The sequence below is a fragment of the Stenotrophomonas sp. YJH_SMC_4 genome (assembly GCF_059371575.1).
On sequence record NZ_JCAFUR010000002.1, the window covers coordinates 1 to 15209 of the forward strand.

The following is a 15209-nucleotide window of genomic DNA, read 5'->3' on the forward strand; positions in this document are numbered from 1 at the left end:
TCGACTATGGACGGTCAAACGGGCATTTTTATGGTGGTTCATCCGGGCTCTTTGGGGTCTGGAGAGGTGTGGTAACCACCATTTTCCAAAGATGTCCCGGATGAACAACGTACAGAGAGATCACAGTTAGTCGACTGCTCTTCGTTCCGACGGCGTAAAACCCCGCGCTACGCGCGCAAGTCGACCAACAGTCGACTCTACCGGTCCGCGTCGTCGGTTCCCGTGGCTGGCCCCGCCCGTCCCGTGGTTCAGTTTTCCAGGGTTCCCCTGCCGTCCAAGCTGCGATACAGTCAAGGGGTGTCCAGCCTGACGACCCCGCATACCCTTTCTTCCGCACGCCGTTGGTGGCGATGGTGGCCCGTTGCCGTCGTCCGCCCCCATAACGCTGTGTCCCGGAAGGAAAGTCGTCTTGAACTCGCACGCTCAGTTTCAGCAGCAGGCCGCTGAAGGCCACACCCATATTCCCGTCGTCCGCGAAGTGCTGTCCGACCTGGACACGCCGCTTTCGGTCTATCTGAAGCTCGCGGACGGCCCCAATACCTACCTGTTTGAGTCCGTCGAAGGCGGCGAGCGCTTTGGTCGTTACTCGATCATCGGCCTGCCGGCGCGCCGCGTGTACGCCTTCCACGGCCACACGCTGACCGTGCGCGAAGACGGCCAGGTGGTGGACACCCGCGAGGTGGCCGACCCGTTCGCCGAAGTCGAGGCGCTGCGCAGCGCCCACTCGGTGCCGAAGCTGGAAGGCCTGCCGGGCTTCACCGGTGGCCTGGTCGGCTGGTTCGGCTTCGAGTGCATCGGCTACATCGAACCACGCCTGGCCCCGCCGGCCGGCCGCGATGAGCTGGGCACGCCGGACATCCTGCTGCTGGACTCCAACGAGCTGGCCGTGTTCGACAACCTCAAGGGCCGCCTGTACCTGATCGTGCACGCCGACCCCCGGGTCGAGGGCGCCTTCGAGCAGGCCCAGGCGCGCCTGGATGCGCTGACTGCCAAGCTGCGTGCACCGGGCGCCGGTTATCCCGCACCGCTCAACAGCGATGTGCTGGACGAATCCGATTTCGTTTCCGGGTTCACCCGCGAAGGGTTCGTCGATGCGGTCCAGCGCAGCAAGGAATACATCCGCGCCGGTGACATCTTCCAGGTGGTGCTGAGCCAGCGCCTGAGCGTGCCGTTCAAGGCGCGGCCGGTGGATGTGTACCGCGCGCTGCGTGCACTGAATCCGTCGCCGTACATGTATTTCCTGGATGTCGGCGACCTGCAGGTGGTCGGCTCCTCGCCGGAAATCCTGGTGCGCCTGCAGGATGGCGAAGTCACCGTGCGCCCGATCGCCGGTACCCGCCCGCGTGGCGCCACGCCCGAGCAGGACCTGGCGCTGGAAGCCGAGCTGCTGGCCGACCCGAAGGAACGCGCCGAGCACCTGATGCTGATCGACCTCGGCCGCAACGATGCCGGTCGTGTGTCCAGGGCGGGCACCGTGGAAGTGGGCGAGCAGTTCGTGATCGAGCGCTACAGCCACGTCATGCACATCGTCAGCGAAGTGACCGGGCAGCTGCAGCCGGGCCTGAGCTACGCCGACGTGCTGCGTGCCACCTTCCCGGCAGGCACCGTCAGCGGCGCGCCGAAGATCCGCGCGCTGGAAGTGATCCGCGAGCTGGAACCGATCAAGCGCAATGTCTACGCAGGCAGCATCGGCTACATCGGCTGGCACGGCGATGCCGATACCGCGATCGCGATCCGCACCGCGGTGATCAAGGACGGCCGCCTGTACGTGCAGGCCGGCGCCGGCATCGTCTACGACTCGGACCCGGACAAGGAATGGGACGAGACGATGAACAAGGGCCGCGCGCTGTTCCGCGCCGTTGCCCAGGCTGCCAAGGGCCTGTAAGCCTGCCTCGCCACGGCGCCGCGCCGTGGTCGTTCCGCTGTTCCCGTTGAAGACAAGGAGTACCGCATGAAGCTGCTGAGCGCATTGCTGTGGTCGTCACTGCTGGCCACGATGGCCCCGTCTGCGTGGGCGCAGGCCAATACCATTCCCTCGCAGCCGCACCTGCTGGTGAAGGGCGAGGCGCGTCGCGTGGTGATGCCGGACCGGTTCGGCCTGCAGTTGAACATCGAAGAGACCGACATGGACGCCGACGCCGCGCGCCGCCGCGTGCAGGACAACGTTGCCCGCGTGCTGGCACTGTTCAAGCAGCACAAGGCGGTGGAAGGCAGCGTGCGCGCGGACAACCTGCGGATTGGTCCTGCCACGCGCTATGAGCAGAACCGGCAGGTTTTCATCGGCACCCGCGTGTCACGCCAACTGCGCGCCAGCTTCGCCAGCGTCCAGCAGATGCAGGACGTGCTGGGGGCGCTGAAGGCCAACGAGAACCTGCAGGTCAGCAGCGTGGCCCCGACCTACTCGGGCGAAGTGGCGCTGCGCCGCGAACTCAAGGGCGAGGCGGCGGCCCAGACCCGCGAGTCTGCGCAGGGCCTGGCCAAGGCCTACGGCACCCAGCTGCGCGGGCTGTACAGCATCTCCGATGTGGCGCCGAACTTCGCCTATGGCGTGCAGGCGGGCAATTGGCCCAGCAGTGGGGATCTGGTGACGCCGCCCTCGCCGCCCGCGCCCGAGGCACCGATGAACAGCATCGAGACCACGGGCTCGCGCCTGCGCGAGTCGGTGGAAGCCGGCCCCATCACCTACACCGAAAACGTGTACGCCATTTTCCTGATAAGCGACGGAACCTGACCATGTTGTGGATGATCGACAACTACGACAGCTTCACCTACAACCTCGTGCAGTACCTGCAGACACTGGGCGCCGAGGTGAATGTGGTGCGCAACGATGCGATGAGCGTGGACGAGATCGCCGCGCAGAAGCCGGAGCGCATCGTCATCTCGCCCGGCCCGTGCACGCCCAACGAAGCGGGCGTGTCGCTGGAACTGATCGAGCGCCTGGGCCCGACCACGCCGATCCTCGGCGTGTGCCTGGGCCACCAGGGCATCGGCCAGGTCTACGGCGGCACGGTCATCCGTGCCGGCAACATCATGCACGGCAAGACCTCGCCGATCCGCCATGAAGGCAAGGGCGTGTTCGCTGGCCTGCCGGACCGCTACCAGGCCACCCGCTACCACTCGCTGGTGGTGGACAAGAACAGTCTGCCGGACTGCCTGGAAGTGACTGCCTGGACCGAGAACGACGACGGCTCGATCGAAGAGATCATGGGTCTGCGCCACCGCCAGTTCCCGGTGGAAGGCGTGCAGTTCCACCCCGAGTCCATCCTCACCGAACACGGCCACGCCCTGCTGCGCAATTTCCTGCAGCGCCCGGCGGCCTGATCCAAGGAGCATTCCCATGAGCTTCTCCCCCCAGGAAGCCCTGCATCGCACCATCGAACACCGCGAAATCTTCTTCGACGAAATGGTCGACCTGATGCGGCAGATCATGCGCGGCGATGTCTCGCCGATGATGACCGCCGCCATCCTCACCGGGCTGCGCGTGAAGAAGGAGACCGTGGACGAAATCGCCGCGGCGGCCACCGTGATGCGTGAATTCGCCCGGCCAGTGCCGGTGGCCGATACCTCCAACCTGGTTGACATCGTTGGCACCGGTGGCGATGGCTCGCACACCTTCAACATCTCCACCTGCTCGATGTTCGTCGCTGCTGCTGCAGGCGCGCGCGTGGCCAAGCATGGCAACCGCAGCGTGTCGTCCAAGTCCGGCAGTGCCGATGCGCTGGAAGCGCTGGGCGCGGTGATCGAGCTGCAGCCTGATCAGGTGGCCGCGGCCATCGACCGGACCGGCATCGGCTTCATGTTCGCGCCGATCCATCACCCGTCGATGAAGGTCGTCGCGCCGGTACGCCGCGAGATGGGCGTGCGCACCATCTTCAACATCCTCGGCCCGCTGACCAACCCGGCCAGTGCGCCGTCGGTACTGATGGGCGTGTTCCATCCCGATCTGGTCGGCATCCAGGCGCGCGTGCTGCGCGAACTGGGTACCGAGCGCGCGATGGTGGTCTGGGGCCGTGACAACATGGACGAGATCTCGCTGGGCGCCGGCACCCTGGTCGGCGAACTGCGCGACGGCAAGGTGCGCGAGTACGAGATCCACCCGGAGGACTTCGGCATCGCCATGTCGGCCAGCCGCAACCTGCGCGTGGACGGCCCGGAACAGTCCATCCAGATGCTGCGCGCCGTGCTCGACAACGAGCCGGGCCCGGCGCTGGACATCGTCGCGCTGAATGCCGGTGCCGCCCTGTACGTGGCCGGTGTGGCCAGCGACATCGGCGATGGCCTGGCCCGCGCCCGTGCCGCCATCGCCAACGGCAGCGCCCGCCAGCGCCTGCAGCAGTATGTGGAGACCACCCGCGCGCTGGTTGCCTGAGCGCGCGGTTCAGCCTGACCCTCTCGATGGCCGATAATGGCCGTCCTCACCGCCCCCCGCACCGACCCGAAGACGATGAGCGACATCCTGCAGACGATCCTGGCCCGCAAGGCCGAAGAAGTGGCCCAGCGCCGCGCCCAGCGCCCGCTCGAGGAGCTGCAGGCCGCCGTGGCCAGCGCCCCGCCGGTGCGTGGCTTCGTGCGCGCGCTGCAGGCGGCGGTGGCCAATGGCGACCCGGCGGTGATCGCCGAGGTGAAGAAGGCCAGCCCCTCCAAGGGCGTGATCCGCCCGGATTTCCGCCCGGCCGACATCGCCGTCAGCTACGAGTTCGGTGGCGCCAGCTGCCTGTCGGTGCTGACCGACGTGGACTTCTTCCAGGGCGCCGACGCCTATCTGCAGCAGGCCCGCGAAGCCTGCACGCTGCCGGTGCTGCGCAAGGATTTCGTCATCGACGCCTACCAGGTGTACGAGGCGCGCGTGCTGGGCGCCGACTGCATCCTGCTGATCGTCGCCGCGCTGGACGATACCCAGCTGGCCACGTTGTCCGAGCTGGCGCTGTCGCTGGGCATGGACGTGCTGGTGGAAGTGCATGACATCGACGAACTGGAGCGCGCGCTGCAGGTGCCGGCGCCGATGATCGGCATCAACAACCGCAACCTGCGCACCTTCGAGGTGTCGCTGCAGACCACGCTGGACATGCAGCAGGCGGTGCCGCGTGACCGCCTGCTGGTCACCGAGAGTGGCATCCTCGGCCCGCAGGACGTCGCGCTGATGCGCGATGCCGGCATCCATGCATTCCTGGTCGGCGAGGCCTTCATGCGCGTGGAAGAGCCGGGCGAGGGCCTGCGTCAGCTATTCTTCGCGGCATGACAACGCACTATCCGACGCCGCGCGACGATGCGCCGCTGGTGGTCTTCGATTTCGACCACACCCTCTACGACGGCGATTCGGGCACCCATCTGTTCGCCTCGCTGATCAAGCGCAACCCGCTGCGCATGCTGGCCGCGCTGCTGGTCACGCCGATCGCCGGGCCGTTGGTGGCGATGCTGCCGACCCGCCGGACGGGTATTTCGGTCTACGTGTGGATCGGCAGCTTCGGCCTGCACCGTGCGCGCGATTTCAACAAGGTGATCGATGCCTACGTGCTGCGCAACGAGGCGCAGATGCGCGCCAAGCTGCTGCCGCAGGCGCTGGAGGTGTTCGCCGCGCACCGCGCCAAGGGCGACCGTGTAGTGGTCGCCACCGGCGCGCCGCCGGAACTGGCCCGCGCCATCCTGGCGTTCGTTGCCCACCAGGACGTGCCGGTGATCGGCACCGAGGTCGGCCCGCGACTGGGCGGCGTCGGCCCGACCCGCCACTGCCACAACGAAGAAAAGATGCGCATGCTGCGCGAGCGCGGCTACGGCAATATCGACATCGCCTACTCCGACAGCACCGCCGACCTGCCGTTGCTGCTGGCCGCCAAGGCGCCGGTGGTGGTGAACCCGAAGCGATCCAGGGTGGACTTCTTCCGCCGCGTGCTGCCGGCCGGCACCCGCATCCTCAACTGGGGCTGCGTGGACCGCGGCGGCGACAAGGCGTAGCCCGGGGCCGGATCCCGTCCGGGGCCTGACCCCATCGCACGATGACGGATCTGCCGGCCAGCGGCCGGCACTACCCTCCTCCGTCCCGGTAGTGCCGGCCGCTGGCCGGCAAACGCTCAATGCCCCAGGTACCCGTACACCGCATGGCCGATCTGGAACAGGCTGATCCCCAGCACCAGCACGCCAACGGCCACCAGCACCCAGCGCTCCTTCACCCGCTTGACCAGGATCGCCGCCACCGGCGCGGCCATCATGCCGCCGATCAGCAGGCCGGCGACGATCTGCAGGTGCTGCACGCCCATCGACAACAGGAAGGTCGCTGACACGGTCAACGTGACCACGAACTCCGCCGCGTTGACCGTACCGATGGTGGTGCGCGCCTGGCCGCCACGGGCGAGCAGGGTGGACGTGGCGATCGGTCCCCAGCCGCCACCGCCGCTGGCGTCGAGCAGGCCCGCGAAGAAGCCCAGCACCGGTACCCGGCGGATCTCGCCCTTGGGCATCCAGCGCCCCGCGGCGCGCGCCAGGATGATGATCGCCAGCACCAGCAGGTACAGGTAGATGAGGGGGCGGATGATGTCGCCGGGGATCTGGGTGAGCACGTACGCGCCCAGGGCGCCGCCCACCGCACCGGGCAGGGCCAGCCGCAGGAACAGGCGTTTATCGACATTCCCGGCGGCGAGGTGCGACACGCCCGAGGCGCCGGTGGTGAACACTTCAGCGGTGTGGATGCTGGCGCTGACCTGCGCCGGTGGCAGGCCCATGCTCAGCATCACCGACGAGGACACCAGGCCGAAGGCCATGCCCAGTGCGCCGTCAACCAGCTGCGCGCCAAGGCCGATGAGGATGAACCACCAGAATTCGCTGCTCAGTTCCATGCACCGAGCCTAGCGCGCGAAGGAGTGCGGACCAAGGTCCGCACCCACCGGGTGCTCAACGGTCAACGGGTGCCGTACAGCACCACGGTCTTGCCGCGGGCATGCAGCAGGCCGTCGGTCTGCAGCTTCTTCAGCACGCGGCCGGCCATTTCGCGCGAGCAGCCGACCAGGCGCGCCAGTTCCTGGCGTGACACGCGCAGCTGGCTGCCCTGCGGATGGCTCATCGCTTCTGGTTCCTGCGCCAGATCGTGCAGTGTGCGCACGATCCGATCGGTAACATCCAGGAATGCCAGGCGACTGGCCTTGCGGCTGGTATCGAGCAGGCGCTTGGAGATCTGCTGGCCCAGCGCATACAGCAGGCGCGGGGCGTCGGCCGACAGCGGGCCGAGGAACAGCTGGTGCAGGCGCTCGTAGCTGATTTCGGCCAGTTCGCAGGCGGTACGGGTCCGCAGGATCACCTCGCGGCGGTCCGATTCGACGAACAGGCCCATTTCGCCAACGAACTCGCCGGCACCGAAGTAGCCCAGCACAAGCTCTCGATCGTCATCTTCCTCGGCCATGATTGAAACCGAGCCGCTGACAACGTAATACAGGGTTCCCGCCGGGTCACCGGGTCGGAAGACGTCGGTACGGGTGGGATATCGCCGCCGGTGGCTGTGCGCCAGGAAACGATCGATGGTGGCGATATCCAAGGCCAGTGGACTGCTAGCTAGGCGCACGGTTGACACGATAGGGGCGCTCCCTCTGCGCATGAACGGATTCACGGGGTCGATAGCGGAGCTTAACCAGCGCAATTGTTAAGGGCAAACAGTGTGCCAGAACTCTTGCGTCTTCACGTTCCCCCCGGGGGCAGTTTGCCCCATAATTCCCCCTTTCCCTTCTTACACAGGAATCGACCGCCGTGGTCAAGCCGTTGCCTCGCCTGAGGCTGCAGGGTTTCAACAACCTCACCAAGGCGCTGAGCTTCAACATCTATGACGTGTGTTACGCGCGCACCGAAGAGGAGCGTCAGCGTTACATTGAATACATCGATGAAGAGTACAACGCCGACAGGCTGACTCAAATCTTGACCGATGTCGCCGAGATCATCGGCGCCAACATCCTGAACGTGGCCCGCCAGGACTACGACCCGCAGGGTGCCTCGGTGACCATCCTGATCTCCGAAGAGCCGGTGATCGACAAGAAGCTGGCCGGCAAGGAGCTGATCTCCGACGCCGTGGTCGCGCACATGGACAAGAGCCACATCACTGTCCACACCTACCCGGAAACCCATCCGCAGGAAGGTATCGCGACGTTCCGCGCGGACATCGACGTGGCCACCTGTGGCGTCATTTCCCCGCTGAAGGCCCTGAACTACCTGATCGAGAGCCTTGAGTCGGACATCGTGATCATGGACTACCGCGTCCGTGGCTTCACCCGCGATGTGAAGGGCAAGAAGCACTTCATCGACCACAAGATCAACTCGATCCAGAACTTCCTGGCCAAGAACATCAAGTCGCGTTACGAGATGTTCGACGTCAACGTCTACCAGGAAAACATCTTCCACACGAAGATGCACCTGAAGGACTTCGACCTGGACCAGTACCTGTTCGAGGAAAAGGCCAAGAACCTGTCGTTCAAGGAACGCATGAAGATCGAAGCGCTGCTCAAGCGCGAGATCGAAGAGCTGTTCCACGGCCGCAACCTGTCCGAGTAAGCACCATGTGCGATGCCCGCAGGCATCGCCACCCAGGCGGGACGACCCGCCCCGTGGAACCAGTGCCCCCGCACGCGTTACAGTTCCACGGTGATGTACCGACCCACGGCCCGGTGTGAAAACACCGGGCCGTTTCGTTTTTTTTCAAAAAAGGTAAGGAGCCCCCACCCATGCCCTGGATCTACCTGCTGCTGGCCGGCCTGTTCGAGATCGGTTTCGCCCTCGGAATGAAGTACTCCGAAGGCTTCAGCAAACCCCTGCCCACCGCTGCCACGGTGGTATCCGCGCTGATCAGCCTGTACCTGATGAGCCAGGCGATGAAGAGCATCCCGGTCGGCACGGCCTACGCGATCTGGACCGGTATCGGTGCCATGGGCGTGGCGGTGCTGGGCATCTACCTGTTCAACGACAGCGCATCGCCGGCCCGCCTGGCCTGCGTGGGCCTGATCGTGGCTGGTGTGATCGGCCTGAAGCTGGTCTCGCCGAACTGATTGATGGCCCGACCAACGGTCGGGCCCCACCGTCGCCCCCCCCCCGCATCTCCTGGTAGGCCCGCACCGTTGGTGCGGGCGACCCTTCAAATGCGGTAGGCGATGGTCTTCATCACCCTGGAGGCCAGTGCCATCACGCCCGGGATCGGGAACGGCAGGCGGCGAGCGCCGGCCTGCTCGGCGTGGTCCGCATGGCGGGCCTCGTCGTCCTTCATCACCGCGATGACCGCGCGGCTGCGCAGGTCGCCGGCCGGCAGGTCGACCAGGTGCTCGTCCAGGTGGGCCTCCACCTGGCGCTCGGTCTCGACCACGAAGCCCAGGTTCCAGCCGTCGCCGCGCAGCCCGGCCAGGGTGCCGATGGTGTAGCTGCCGGCGTACCAGAGCGGGTTGAACAGGCTCGGACGGCTGTCCAGTTCGGCCAGCCGGGTGGCGCACCAGGCCAGGTGGTCGGTTTCTTCCTGCGCCGCTTCCAGCAGGTGTTCCCGCGTGGCCGGGTCGCGCGCCACGGCGGCCTGGCCGAAGTACAGGCCCTGCGCGCAGACCTCGCCGACGTGGTTGATCCGCATCAGGCCTGCGGCATGGCGCCGCTCGGCGCTGTCCATGCCGGGCTCGCCGGTGTCCGTGGCGGGGTAGGGGCGGGCCGCCGGCGGATTGCCGAACACTGTGTCCAGGGCGCGCTGCGCCTCGGTCAGCAGGTGGTCCAGCGGAGTGGTCTGGCGGAGCACGGTCATGGCAGTACGCGGTGGGGCGGAAGACCCCCCGATTCTCGCCCGGCCCCGCGCCCCTGCCAACCCGGCCCAGGGGACGGGTTGCGCCCCCGCGGCAGGATGAGTACAATCCCGCCTCTTACGCTTCACCTTTTCACAACGCGTGGCAGAGTTCCGGCGAGCCTTTCGCCGCAATGAGCCCGACCTAACCTAGAGTTCTTCATGAGCACTTTCACTGCCAAGAACGAGACCGTCCAGCGCGACTGGTACCTCGTCGACGCCGAGGGCAAGACCCTGGGCCGTCTCGCCACCGAGCTGGCCCGCCGTCTGCGTGGCAAGCACAAGCCGGTCTACACCCCGCACGTTGATACCGGCGACTACCTGGTCGTCATCAATGCAGAAAAGATTGCCGTCACCGGCAAGAAGCTGCAGGACAAGATGTATCACCGTTTCACCGGTTACATCGGCAACCTGAAGACCGAATCCCTGGCACAGGCGCTGGAGCGCCACCCGGAGCGCGTGATCGAGATCGCCGTGAAGGGCATGCTGCCGAAGGGCCCGCTGGGTCGCCAGATGTACCGCAAGCTCAAGGTCTACGCTGGCACTGAGCATCCGCACGCCGCACAGCAGCCGCAGGTTCTGGATATCTAATCATGGCTATCACTCAAAACTACGGCACTGGCCGCCGCAAGTCCTCCACCGCTCGCGTGTTCCTGCGCAAGGGTTCGGGCAACATCACCGTCAATGGCCGTCCGCTGGACGAGTTCTTCGGTCGTGAGACCGCGCGCATGATCGTGCGCCAGCCGCTCGAGCTGACCAAGAACACCGAAAGCTTCGACATCCTGGTCACCGCCGCTGGCGGCGGCACCACCGGCCAGGCCGGTGCGATCCGTCTGGGCATCGCCCGTGCTCTGGTCGAGTATGACGAAACCCTGAAGTCCGAGCTGCGCAAGGCTGGCTTCATGACCCGTGACGCCCGTGAAGTCGAGCGTAAGAAGGTCGGTCTGCACAAGGCCCGTCGCGCCACCCAGTTCTCCAAGCGCTGATTTACCGCGCCTGGTTGGGCTCCTTCGGGAGCCCGCTGGATGGAAAAGCAAAAGCCCGGCTTCGGCCGGGCTTTTGTCGTTCCGGGGTCATGGATTTCCTGGTTGCCGGCCAGCGGCCGGCACTACCCGTGGTTTCGCGTGCCGGGAGGGTGGGGTCAGGGCCTTTCCCTGCGGAAAAGGATCCGACCCCCGGGGTTCTCTCTGGGGAAGAGTCCCCTTGTTGTTCAAGGGGGTGTGCCGACAGGCGCGGGGACAAGGTGGAATGCGCGACCAGATTAAAAGCAAAAGGCCAGATCTTTCGATCTGGCCTTTTGTTTTTAATTTGGCTGCCCCGGATGGATTCGAACCACCGAATGCCTGAGTCAGAGTCAGGTGCCTTACCGCTTGGCGACGGGGCAAAACGTGCAACTATTTTCTCACTTTTCACGCTGAAAAACAACTTGATTTTCAGTGTGGTGGCTATGGGTGGACTCGAACCACCGACCCCAGCATTATGAGTGCTGTGCTCTAACCGGCTGAGCTACATAGCCTTGGTGAGCCCGCTATTCTGCGGATGTGTACCGCCCCTGTCAACACTTTTGTGTCGTGCTTGTGGGCCGACAGAGGGCATGGGATAGTCCCGGCCAGTAGATTTTCTTAGGAGTCCGCATCGTGATCGATCCGGACGGCTATCGACCGAACGTCGGCATCGTGCTGATGCGGCAGGACGGCCAGGTGTTCTGGGCACGACGCGTGCGCCGGGACGGCTGGCAGTTCCCGCAGGGTGGCATGAACACCGACGAGACGCCTGTCGAGGCCATGTATCGTGAACTGCAGGAAGAGACCGGCCTGCTGCCCGAGCATGTGGAAGTGCTCGGGGCGACGCCCGGCTGGCTGCGCTACAAGCTGCCGGCGCGGGCCATCCGCCGTAATGAGCGGCAGGTCTGCATCGGCCAGAAGCAGGTCTGGTTCCTGCTGCGCCTGACCGGCGACGAATCCCACGTGAAGCTGGACCACACCGACTCGCCCGAGTTCGACCACTGGCGCTGGGTGGACTTCTGGTACCCGGTGGAGCATGTGGTGATGTTCAAGCGTGGCGTCTATGCGCGTGCGTTGCGACATCTGGCGCCGCTGGCCCGCGGGGTGGCCGGGCAGGGGGTTACCGCCATGCCCAAGAGCGCCGCCGAAGCCTGGATGCCTGGCCATACCGCCGGGCACGACCGCCCACGCAAGCGCCCTCGGACCCGCGGCTACTGGCCGAAGAAGGCCACGGGCGATGGCCCGGCCAGCTGACGGGCTGAACGGTATCGAGAATGGTTCAGGTCTCTGATTGACAACCATTCTCGTTTCCATTGGAATAGCCAACAGGCCGCTTCTGGCCTGCCAGCCCGGTTCACGCCTGTGTACGTCTGCATCTGCAACGGAGTCACCGACCACCAGATCCGCGAAGCCGCCAGCCATGGCGTCAGTACGGTGGCCGAACTGACCATGCGTACCGGCTGTGGCGCTACCTGCGGTTCCTGCCTGGACATGGCCGGCGATCTGCTGGCCAAGGCGCGTGCCACCCACGATCTGCCGCTGCCGGTATTGGGTCTGGCCCAGGTCGCCTGATCGTCTCTTGGCGGCGCGTTGACGGCGCGCTTTCGCATTCCTCACGTGCGGCCGCACAGGCCAATGCGCACGATTCGCGTTCCTTCACGGCTGCAGGCAAGGCGTTAAAGTTCCTGCGTTTTCAGCGTGCAGGAGCATCCCCATGAAGGGCGACACCAAGGTCATCGAATTCCTCAACAAGGTCCTCTACAACGAGCTGACCGCGATCAACCAGTACTTCCTGCATGCCAAGATGCTGAAGAACTGGGGGATCAAGGAACTGGCCGAACACGAGTACAAGGAATCGATCGACGAGATGAAGCATGCCGACATGCTCGCCGACCGCATCCTGTTCCTCGAAGGCCTGCCGAACTTCCAGGCGCTGGGCAAGCTGCGCATTGGTGAGAACCCGACCGAGATCCTGCAGTGCGACCTGTCGCTGGAACGCGATGGCGTGGTCACCCTGCGCGAGGCCGTGGCGTATGCCGATTCGGTCGGCGACTACGTCAGCCGCCAGCTGTTCGTGAAGATCCTCGATTCGGAAGAAGAGCACATCGACTGGCTGGAAACCCAGCTCGACCTGATCGAGCGCATCGGCGAACCGAAGTACCTGCTGAGCAAGCTGGAAGAGTGAGTCAGCCGGCCTGGCCGGCACGATGCTGTGCCAGGTAGCCCGTCAGTGCCACGCGTGCTCGGGCGAATTCCGCAACCAGCAGCGCCACCGCTACTGCGGGGCGCTGCAGGCTGCCGCTGCGGGCTTCGTGCTCGATGCGCTGCGCGACTGACGACAGCGACAGTGCGCCCACGTTCGCGCTGGATGACTTGAGGCTGTGCGCGACGGCCTGCAGGCGAGGCTCGTCGCCGTTCTGCGCGGCCTGCTGCAGCTGCTGCACCATTGCCGGCGCATCCTCCAGGAACACCGAGACGATCTGGATGGCGCTCTCCCCGATCACTGCATGCAGTTCGTCCAGCACGTCGCGGTCCAGCACCGGCTGCGGCTTGGAGCCGACTCGGCTGTCATCGTCCTGTAGAGCCGAGCCATGCTCGGCTGATGGAGCGCGACGGCTATCGGCCGTCAGCCGGGCATGGCTCGGCTCTATCGAAGGCCGTGCAGGTGATGCGGCTTTGCCGCCGCCCCAGCGCTGCAGCAGCGCATGCAGGGTGGCGCGTGCAATCGGCTTGGACAGATAGTCGTCCATGCCGGCCTGCAGGCAGCGCTCGCGGTCACCGGCCATGGCATTGGCGGTCATCGCGATGATCGGCAGGCGCGGGCGTCCGTTCTCCACTTCCTCGGCGCGCCAGCGGCGGGTGGCGGCATAGCCGTCCAGCACCGGCATCTGGCAATCCATCAGCACCACATCCACGTCGCCTTCGCGCAGGGCAAGCAACGCCTGCTCGCCATCGGCGGCGTTGCGCACTTCGCACTGGAACACGCGCAGCAGCTGCTCGGCCACCATGCGGTTGACCGTGTTGTCCTCCACCAGCAGCACGCGCAGGTGCAGCGGCGGCAGCGTGGGCGTGGGCTGGCCCTGTCCGGCGTTGGCCAGCAGCGCGGCAGGGCGCGCATGCGCAACCGGTGCAGCCAGCAGTGCATGCAGCCCAGCGTCGTCGAAATGCGAGGGTAGCTGCCGCTGGCGTGGGCGTGGAGGAAGGGCATCGTCCTGCAGCCACAGCACCTGCAGCCCGTCGTCTTCGCCACGTTCGGCCAACGCCTGTTGCAGCGTCGCTTCACCGATGCGGCGCGCACGTGCATCGACCAGCAGCCACGCCGGTGCCGGTTGCCCCGGCCTCGGCACCGCGCGCAGGCGCTCGACCAGGGCATCGAACTGCGCCAGGGCGTGCACCAGCAGTCCATGATGGGCCGCGATGCGCTCGATGCGTGCCTGCAGGATGGCATCGCTACTGAACAGCAGCAGCGCGTGTGGCGTGCGCGCCATGGCCGGCAGGTCGCCGGGCACCTTCAACAACGGGATCTCGAACCAGAACGTGGCGCCCTGGCCGGGCGTGGACTGCACGCCGATGCGCCCGTGCATCAGGTCGATGATGCGCTTGCAGATCGCCAGGCCCAGGCCGGTGCCACCGTAGATGCGGGTCGTTGAGGCATCGGCCTGGCTGAAGGACTGGAACAGGCGCGCCTGCAGTGCCTCGTCGATGCCGATGCCGGTGTCGATGATCTCGAAGCGCAGCTGGTGCTGTGCGGGACCTTCGCCCAGGCGCTGCACGCGCAGCTGTACCTGGCCGCGCGCGGTGAACTTGATCGCGTTGGCCAGCAGGTTGCTCAACACCTGGCGCAGGCGTACCGGGTCGCCACGCACCGGCAGGCGCACCGACGGGTCCAGCTGCAGCCCCAGCGACAGGCCCTTGGCGTCGGCGGCGCGCTGCATCAGCTGCACCACGCCATCGAGCAGGTCGCGCAGGTTGAAGCTGGTGATCTCCAGTTCCAGCGCCTGTGCTTCCAGCCGCGAGTAGTCGAGGATGTCGTCGACGATGCGCAGCAGCTGCTGCGAGCTGGCCGAGGCGGTGGCCAGCATCTGCCGCTGGTCCTCGCCCAGCGGGCCGCGTGCGATCAGCTCCAGCATCGGCAGGATGCCGTTGAGCGGCGTACGGATCTCGTGGCTCATCGTGGCCAGGAACTCACCCTTGGCCAGCACCGCCGCCTCGGCGGCCTGCTTGGCCTGCAGCAGCTGCTGTTCCAGCTGCCCCTGTCGTTCGGTGGTGCGGCGCAGCTGGTCACGTTCGGCGGCCAGCAGGCTGCGCTCGCGTTGCAGCTGGGCCAGTGCCCGGTTGCGCGCGCGCAGCCGCAGGCCCAACAGCAGCGCGCTGATGGAGGCCGCAGCAAGGGCAACCAGCAGCGCGACCCACATCGGCAC

General features: G+C 66.1%; 17 protein-coding genes and 2 tRNA genes. 13 read left to right on the plus strand and 6 right to left on the minus strand.

The window, feature by feature from the left end; all coding sequences use genetic code 11:
- Nucleotides 1-409 precede the first annotated feature (409 nt).
- From trpE to AC5P9F_RS03505, 6 genes are all read left to right on the plus strand, one after another.
- The gene (trpE, locus tag AC5P9F_RS03480) at nt 410-1885 is read left to right on the plus strand and encodes an anthranilate synthase component I (protein WP_049418006.1); all 1476 of its coding nucleotides are present in this window, start codon (nt 410-412) and stop codon (nt 1883-1885) included.
- A 66-nt stretch (nt 1886-1951) separates the two neighbouring features.
- Nucleotides 1952-2731, plus strand: coding sequence for an SIMPL domain-containing protein (locus AC5P9F_RS03485; RefSeq protein ID WP_099524630.1), 780 nt, complete (start codon nt 1952-1954; stop codon nt 2729-2731).
- 2 nt (nt 2732-2733) lie between these two features.
- Complete coding sequence (locus AC5P9F_RS03490) at nt 2734-3321, plus strand: anthranilate synthase component II (protein ID WP_099524627.1); 588 nt, start codon at nt 2734-2736, stop codon at nt 3319-3321.
- 16 nt (nt 3322-3337) lie between these two features.
- Entirely contained in the window at nt 3338-4369 is a 1032-nt protein-coding gene (gene trpD, locus AC5P9F_RS03495; RefSeq protein ID WP_005414696.1) for an anthranilate phosphoribosyltransferase, read from the plus strand.
- Between the two features lie 75 nt (nt 4370-4444).
- The gene (gene trpC, locus AC5P9F_RS03500; protein WP_005414695.1) at nt 4445-5239 is read left to right on the plus strand and encodes an indole-3-glycerol phosphate synthase TrpC; all 795 of its coding nucleotides are present in this window, start codon (nt 4445-4447) and stop codon (nt 5237-5239) included.
- Nucleotides 5236-5952 carry a haloacid dehalogenase-like hydrolase gene (locus tag AC5P9F_RS03505; protein WP_005411318.1) on the plus strand — a complete coding sequence of 239 codons (717 nt, stop codon included), beginning with the start codon at nt 5236-5238 and terminating at the stop codon, nt 5950-5952. The genes trpC and AC5P9F_RS03505 overlap by 4 nt, the downstream gene beginning before the upstream one ends.
- Before the next feature lie 116 nt (nt 5953-6068).
- On the opposite strand, the gene AC5P9F_RS03510 is transcribed toward AC5P9F_RS03505, so the two are convergent.
- Nucleotides 6069-6830, minus strand: coding sequence for a sulfite exporter TauE/SafE family protein (locus AC5P9F_RS03510; RefSeq protein ID WP_005411317.1), 762 nt, complete (start codon nt 6828-6830; stop codon nt 6069-6071).
- 62 nt (nt 6831-6892) lie between these two features.
- A complete protein-coding gene (crp, locus tag AC5P9F_RS03515; RefSeq protein WP_012481435.1) occupies nt 6893-7582 on the minus strand; it encodes a cAMP-activated global transcriptional regulator CRP in 690 nt (229 codons plus the stop codon).
- Between the two features lie 149 nt (nt 7583-7731).
- Between crp and speD the strand changes: the two genes are divergently transcribed.
- Nucleotides 7732-8526: an adenosylmethionine decarboxylase gene (speD, locus tag AC5P9F_RS03520; protein WP_005411315.1), complete on the plus strand. Its 795-nt coding sequence runs from the start codon at nt 7732-7734 to the stop codon at nt 8524-8526.
- A 170-nt stretch (nt 8527-8696) separates the two neighbouring features.
- On the plus strand, nt 8697-9017 hold the full coding sequence (locus AC5P9F_RS03525) for a DMT family transporter (RefSeq protein ID WP_005411314.1): 321 nt from the start codon (nt 8697-8699) through the stop codon (nt 9015-9017).
- Between the two features lie 86 nt (nt 9018-9103).
- Here the strand turns inward: AC5P9F_RS03525 and coq7 are convergent, their stop codons facing one another.
- A complete protein-coding gene (coq7, locus tag AC5P9F_RS03530) occupies nt 9104-9748 on the minus strand; it encodes a 2-polyprenyl-3-methyl-6-methoxy-1,4-benzoquinone monooxygenase (RefSeq protein WP_043034287.1) in 645 nt (214 codons plus the stop codon).
- 198 nt (nt 9749-9946) lie between these two features.
- Between coq7 and rplM the strand changes: the two genes are divergently transcribed.
- Complete coding sequence (gene rplM / locus AC5P9F_RS03535; protein ID WP_005414692.1) at nt 9947-10375, plus strand: 50S ribosomal protein L13; 429 nt, start codon at nt 9947-9949, stop codon at nt 10373-10375.
- A gap of 2 nt (nt 10376-10377) precedes the next feature.
- A complete protein-coding gene (gene rpsI / locus AC5P9F_RS03540) occupies nt 10378-10770 on the plus strand; it encodes a 30S ribosomal protein S9 (RefSeq protein ID WP_005411311.1) in 393 nt (130 codons plus the stop codon).
- A gap of 323 nt (nt 10771-11093) precedes the next feature.
- On the opposite strand, the gene AC5P9F_RS03545 is transcribed toward rpsI, so the two are convergent.
- Nucleotides 11094-11168, minus strand: a tRNA-Gln gene (locus tag AC5P9F_RS03545).
- 55 nt (nt 11169-11223) lie between these two features.
- Nucleotides 11224-11300, minus strand: a tRNA-Met gene (locus AC5P9F_RS03550).
- 121 nt (nt 11301-11421) lie between these two features.
- Between AC5P9F_RS03550 and AC5P9F_RS03555 the strand changes: the two genes are divergently transcribed.
- The 3 genes from AC5P9F_RS03555 (at nt 11422) to bfr (ending at nt 12973) form a co-directional block, all read left to right on the plus strand.
- Complete coding sequence (locus tag AC5P9F_RS03555) at nt 11422-12042, plus strand: RNA pyrophosphohydrolase (RefSeq protein WP_005411310.1); 621 nt, start codon at nt 11422-11424, stop codon at nt 12040-12042.
- Between the two features lie 108 nt (nt 12043-12150).
- A complete protein-coding gene (locus AC5P9F_RS03560; protein WP_005411309.1) occupies nt 12151-12360 on the plus strand; it encodes a (2Fe-2S)-binding protein in 210 nt (69 codons plus the stop codon).
- A 142-nt stretch (nt 12361-12502) separates the two neighbouring features.
- Nucleotides 12503-12973 (plus strand): bacterioferritin, encoded by a 471-nt coding sequence (gene bfr / locus AC5P9F_RS03565; protein WP_005414691.1) that lies wholly within the window; start codon nt 12503-12505, stop codon nt 12971-12973.
- Nucleotide 12974: 1 nt separating this feature from the next.
- Here bfr and AC5P9F_RS03570 read toward each other — a convergent pair whose 3' ends face one another.
- Nucleotides 12975-15209, minus strand: coding sequence for an ATP-binding protein (locus tag AC5P9F_RS03570; protein ID WP_111173715.1), 2235 nt, complete (start codon nt 15207-15209; stop codon nt 12975-12977).

What these genes read in the sequence shown, in the direction of transcription:
- AC5P9F_RS03485 (WP_099524630.1), top strand. Translation starts at nt 1,952, where the DNA reads ATGAAGCTGCTGAGCGCATTGCTGTGGTCGTCACTGCTGGCCACGATG.
- AC5P9F_RS03490 (WP_099524627.1), top strand. Translation starts at nt 2,734, where the DNA reads ATGTTGTGGATGATCGACAACTACGACAGCTTCACCTACAACCTCGTG.
- trpD (WP_005414696.1), top strand. Translation starts at nt 3,338, where the DNA reads ATGAGCTTCTCCCCCCAGGAAGCCCTGCATCGCACCATCGAACACCGC.
- trpC (WP_005414695.1), top strand. Translation starts at nt 4,445, where the DNA reads ATGAGCGACATCCTGCAGACGATCCTGGCCCGCAAGGCCGAAGAAGTG.
- AC5P9F_RS03505 (WP_005411318.1), top strand. Translation starts at nt 5,236, where the DNA reads ATGACAACGCACTATCCGACGCCGCGCGACGATGCGCCGCTGGTGGTC.
- AC5P9F_RS03510 (WP_005411317.1), bottom strand. Translation starts at nt 6,830, where the DNA reads ATGGAACTGAGCAGCGAATTCTGGTGGTTCATCCTCATCGGCCTTGGC.
- crp (WP_012481435.1), bottom strand. Translation starts at nt 7,582, where the DNA reads ATGCGCAGAGGGAGCGCCCCTATCGTGTCAACCGTGCGCCTAGCTAGC.
- AC5P9F_RS03525 (WP_005411314.1), top strand. Translation starts at nt 8,697, where the DNA reads ATGCCCTGGATCTACCTGCTGCTGGCCGGCCTGTTCGAGATCGGTTTC.
- coq7 (WP_043034287.1), bottom strand. Translation starts at nt 9,748, where the DNA reads ATGACCGTGCTCCGCCAGACCACTCCGCTGGACCACCTGCTGACCGAG.
- rplM (WP_005414692.1), top strand. Translation starts at nt 9,947, where the DNA reads ATGAGCACTTTCACTGCCAAGAACGAGACCGTCCAGCGCGACTGGTAC.
- rpsI (WP_005411311.1), top strand. Translation starts at nt 10,378, where the DNA reads ATGGCTATCACTCAAAACTACGGCACTGGCCGCCGCAAGTCCTCCACC.
- bfr (WP_005414691.1), top strand. Translation starts at nt 12,503, where the DNA reads ATGAAGGGCGACACCAAGGTCATCGAATTCCTCAACAAGGTCCTCTAC.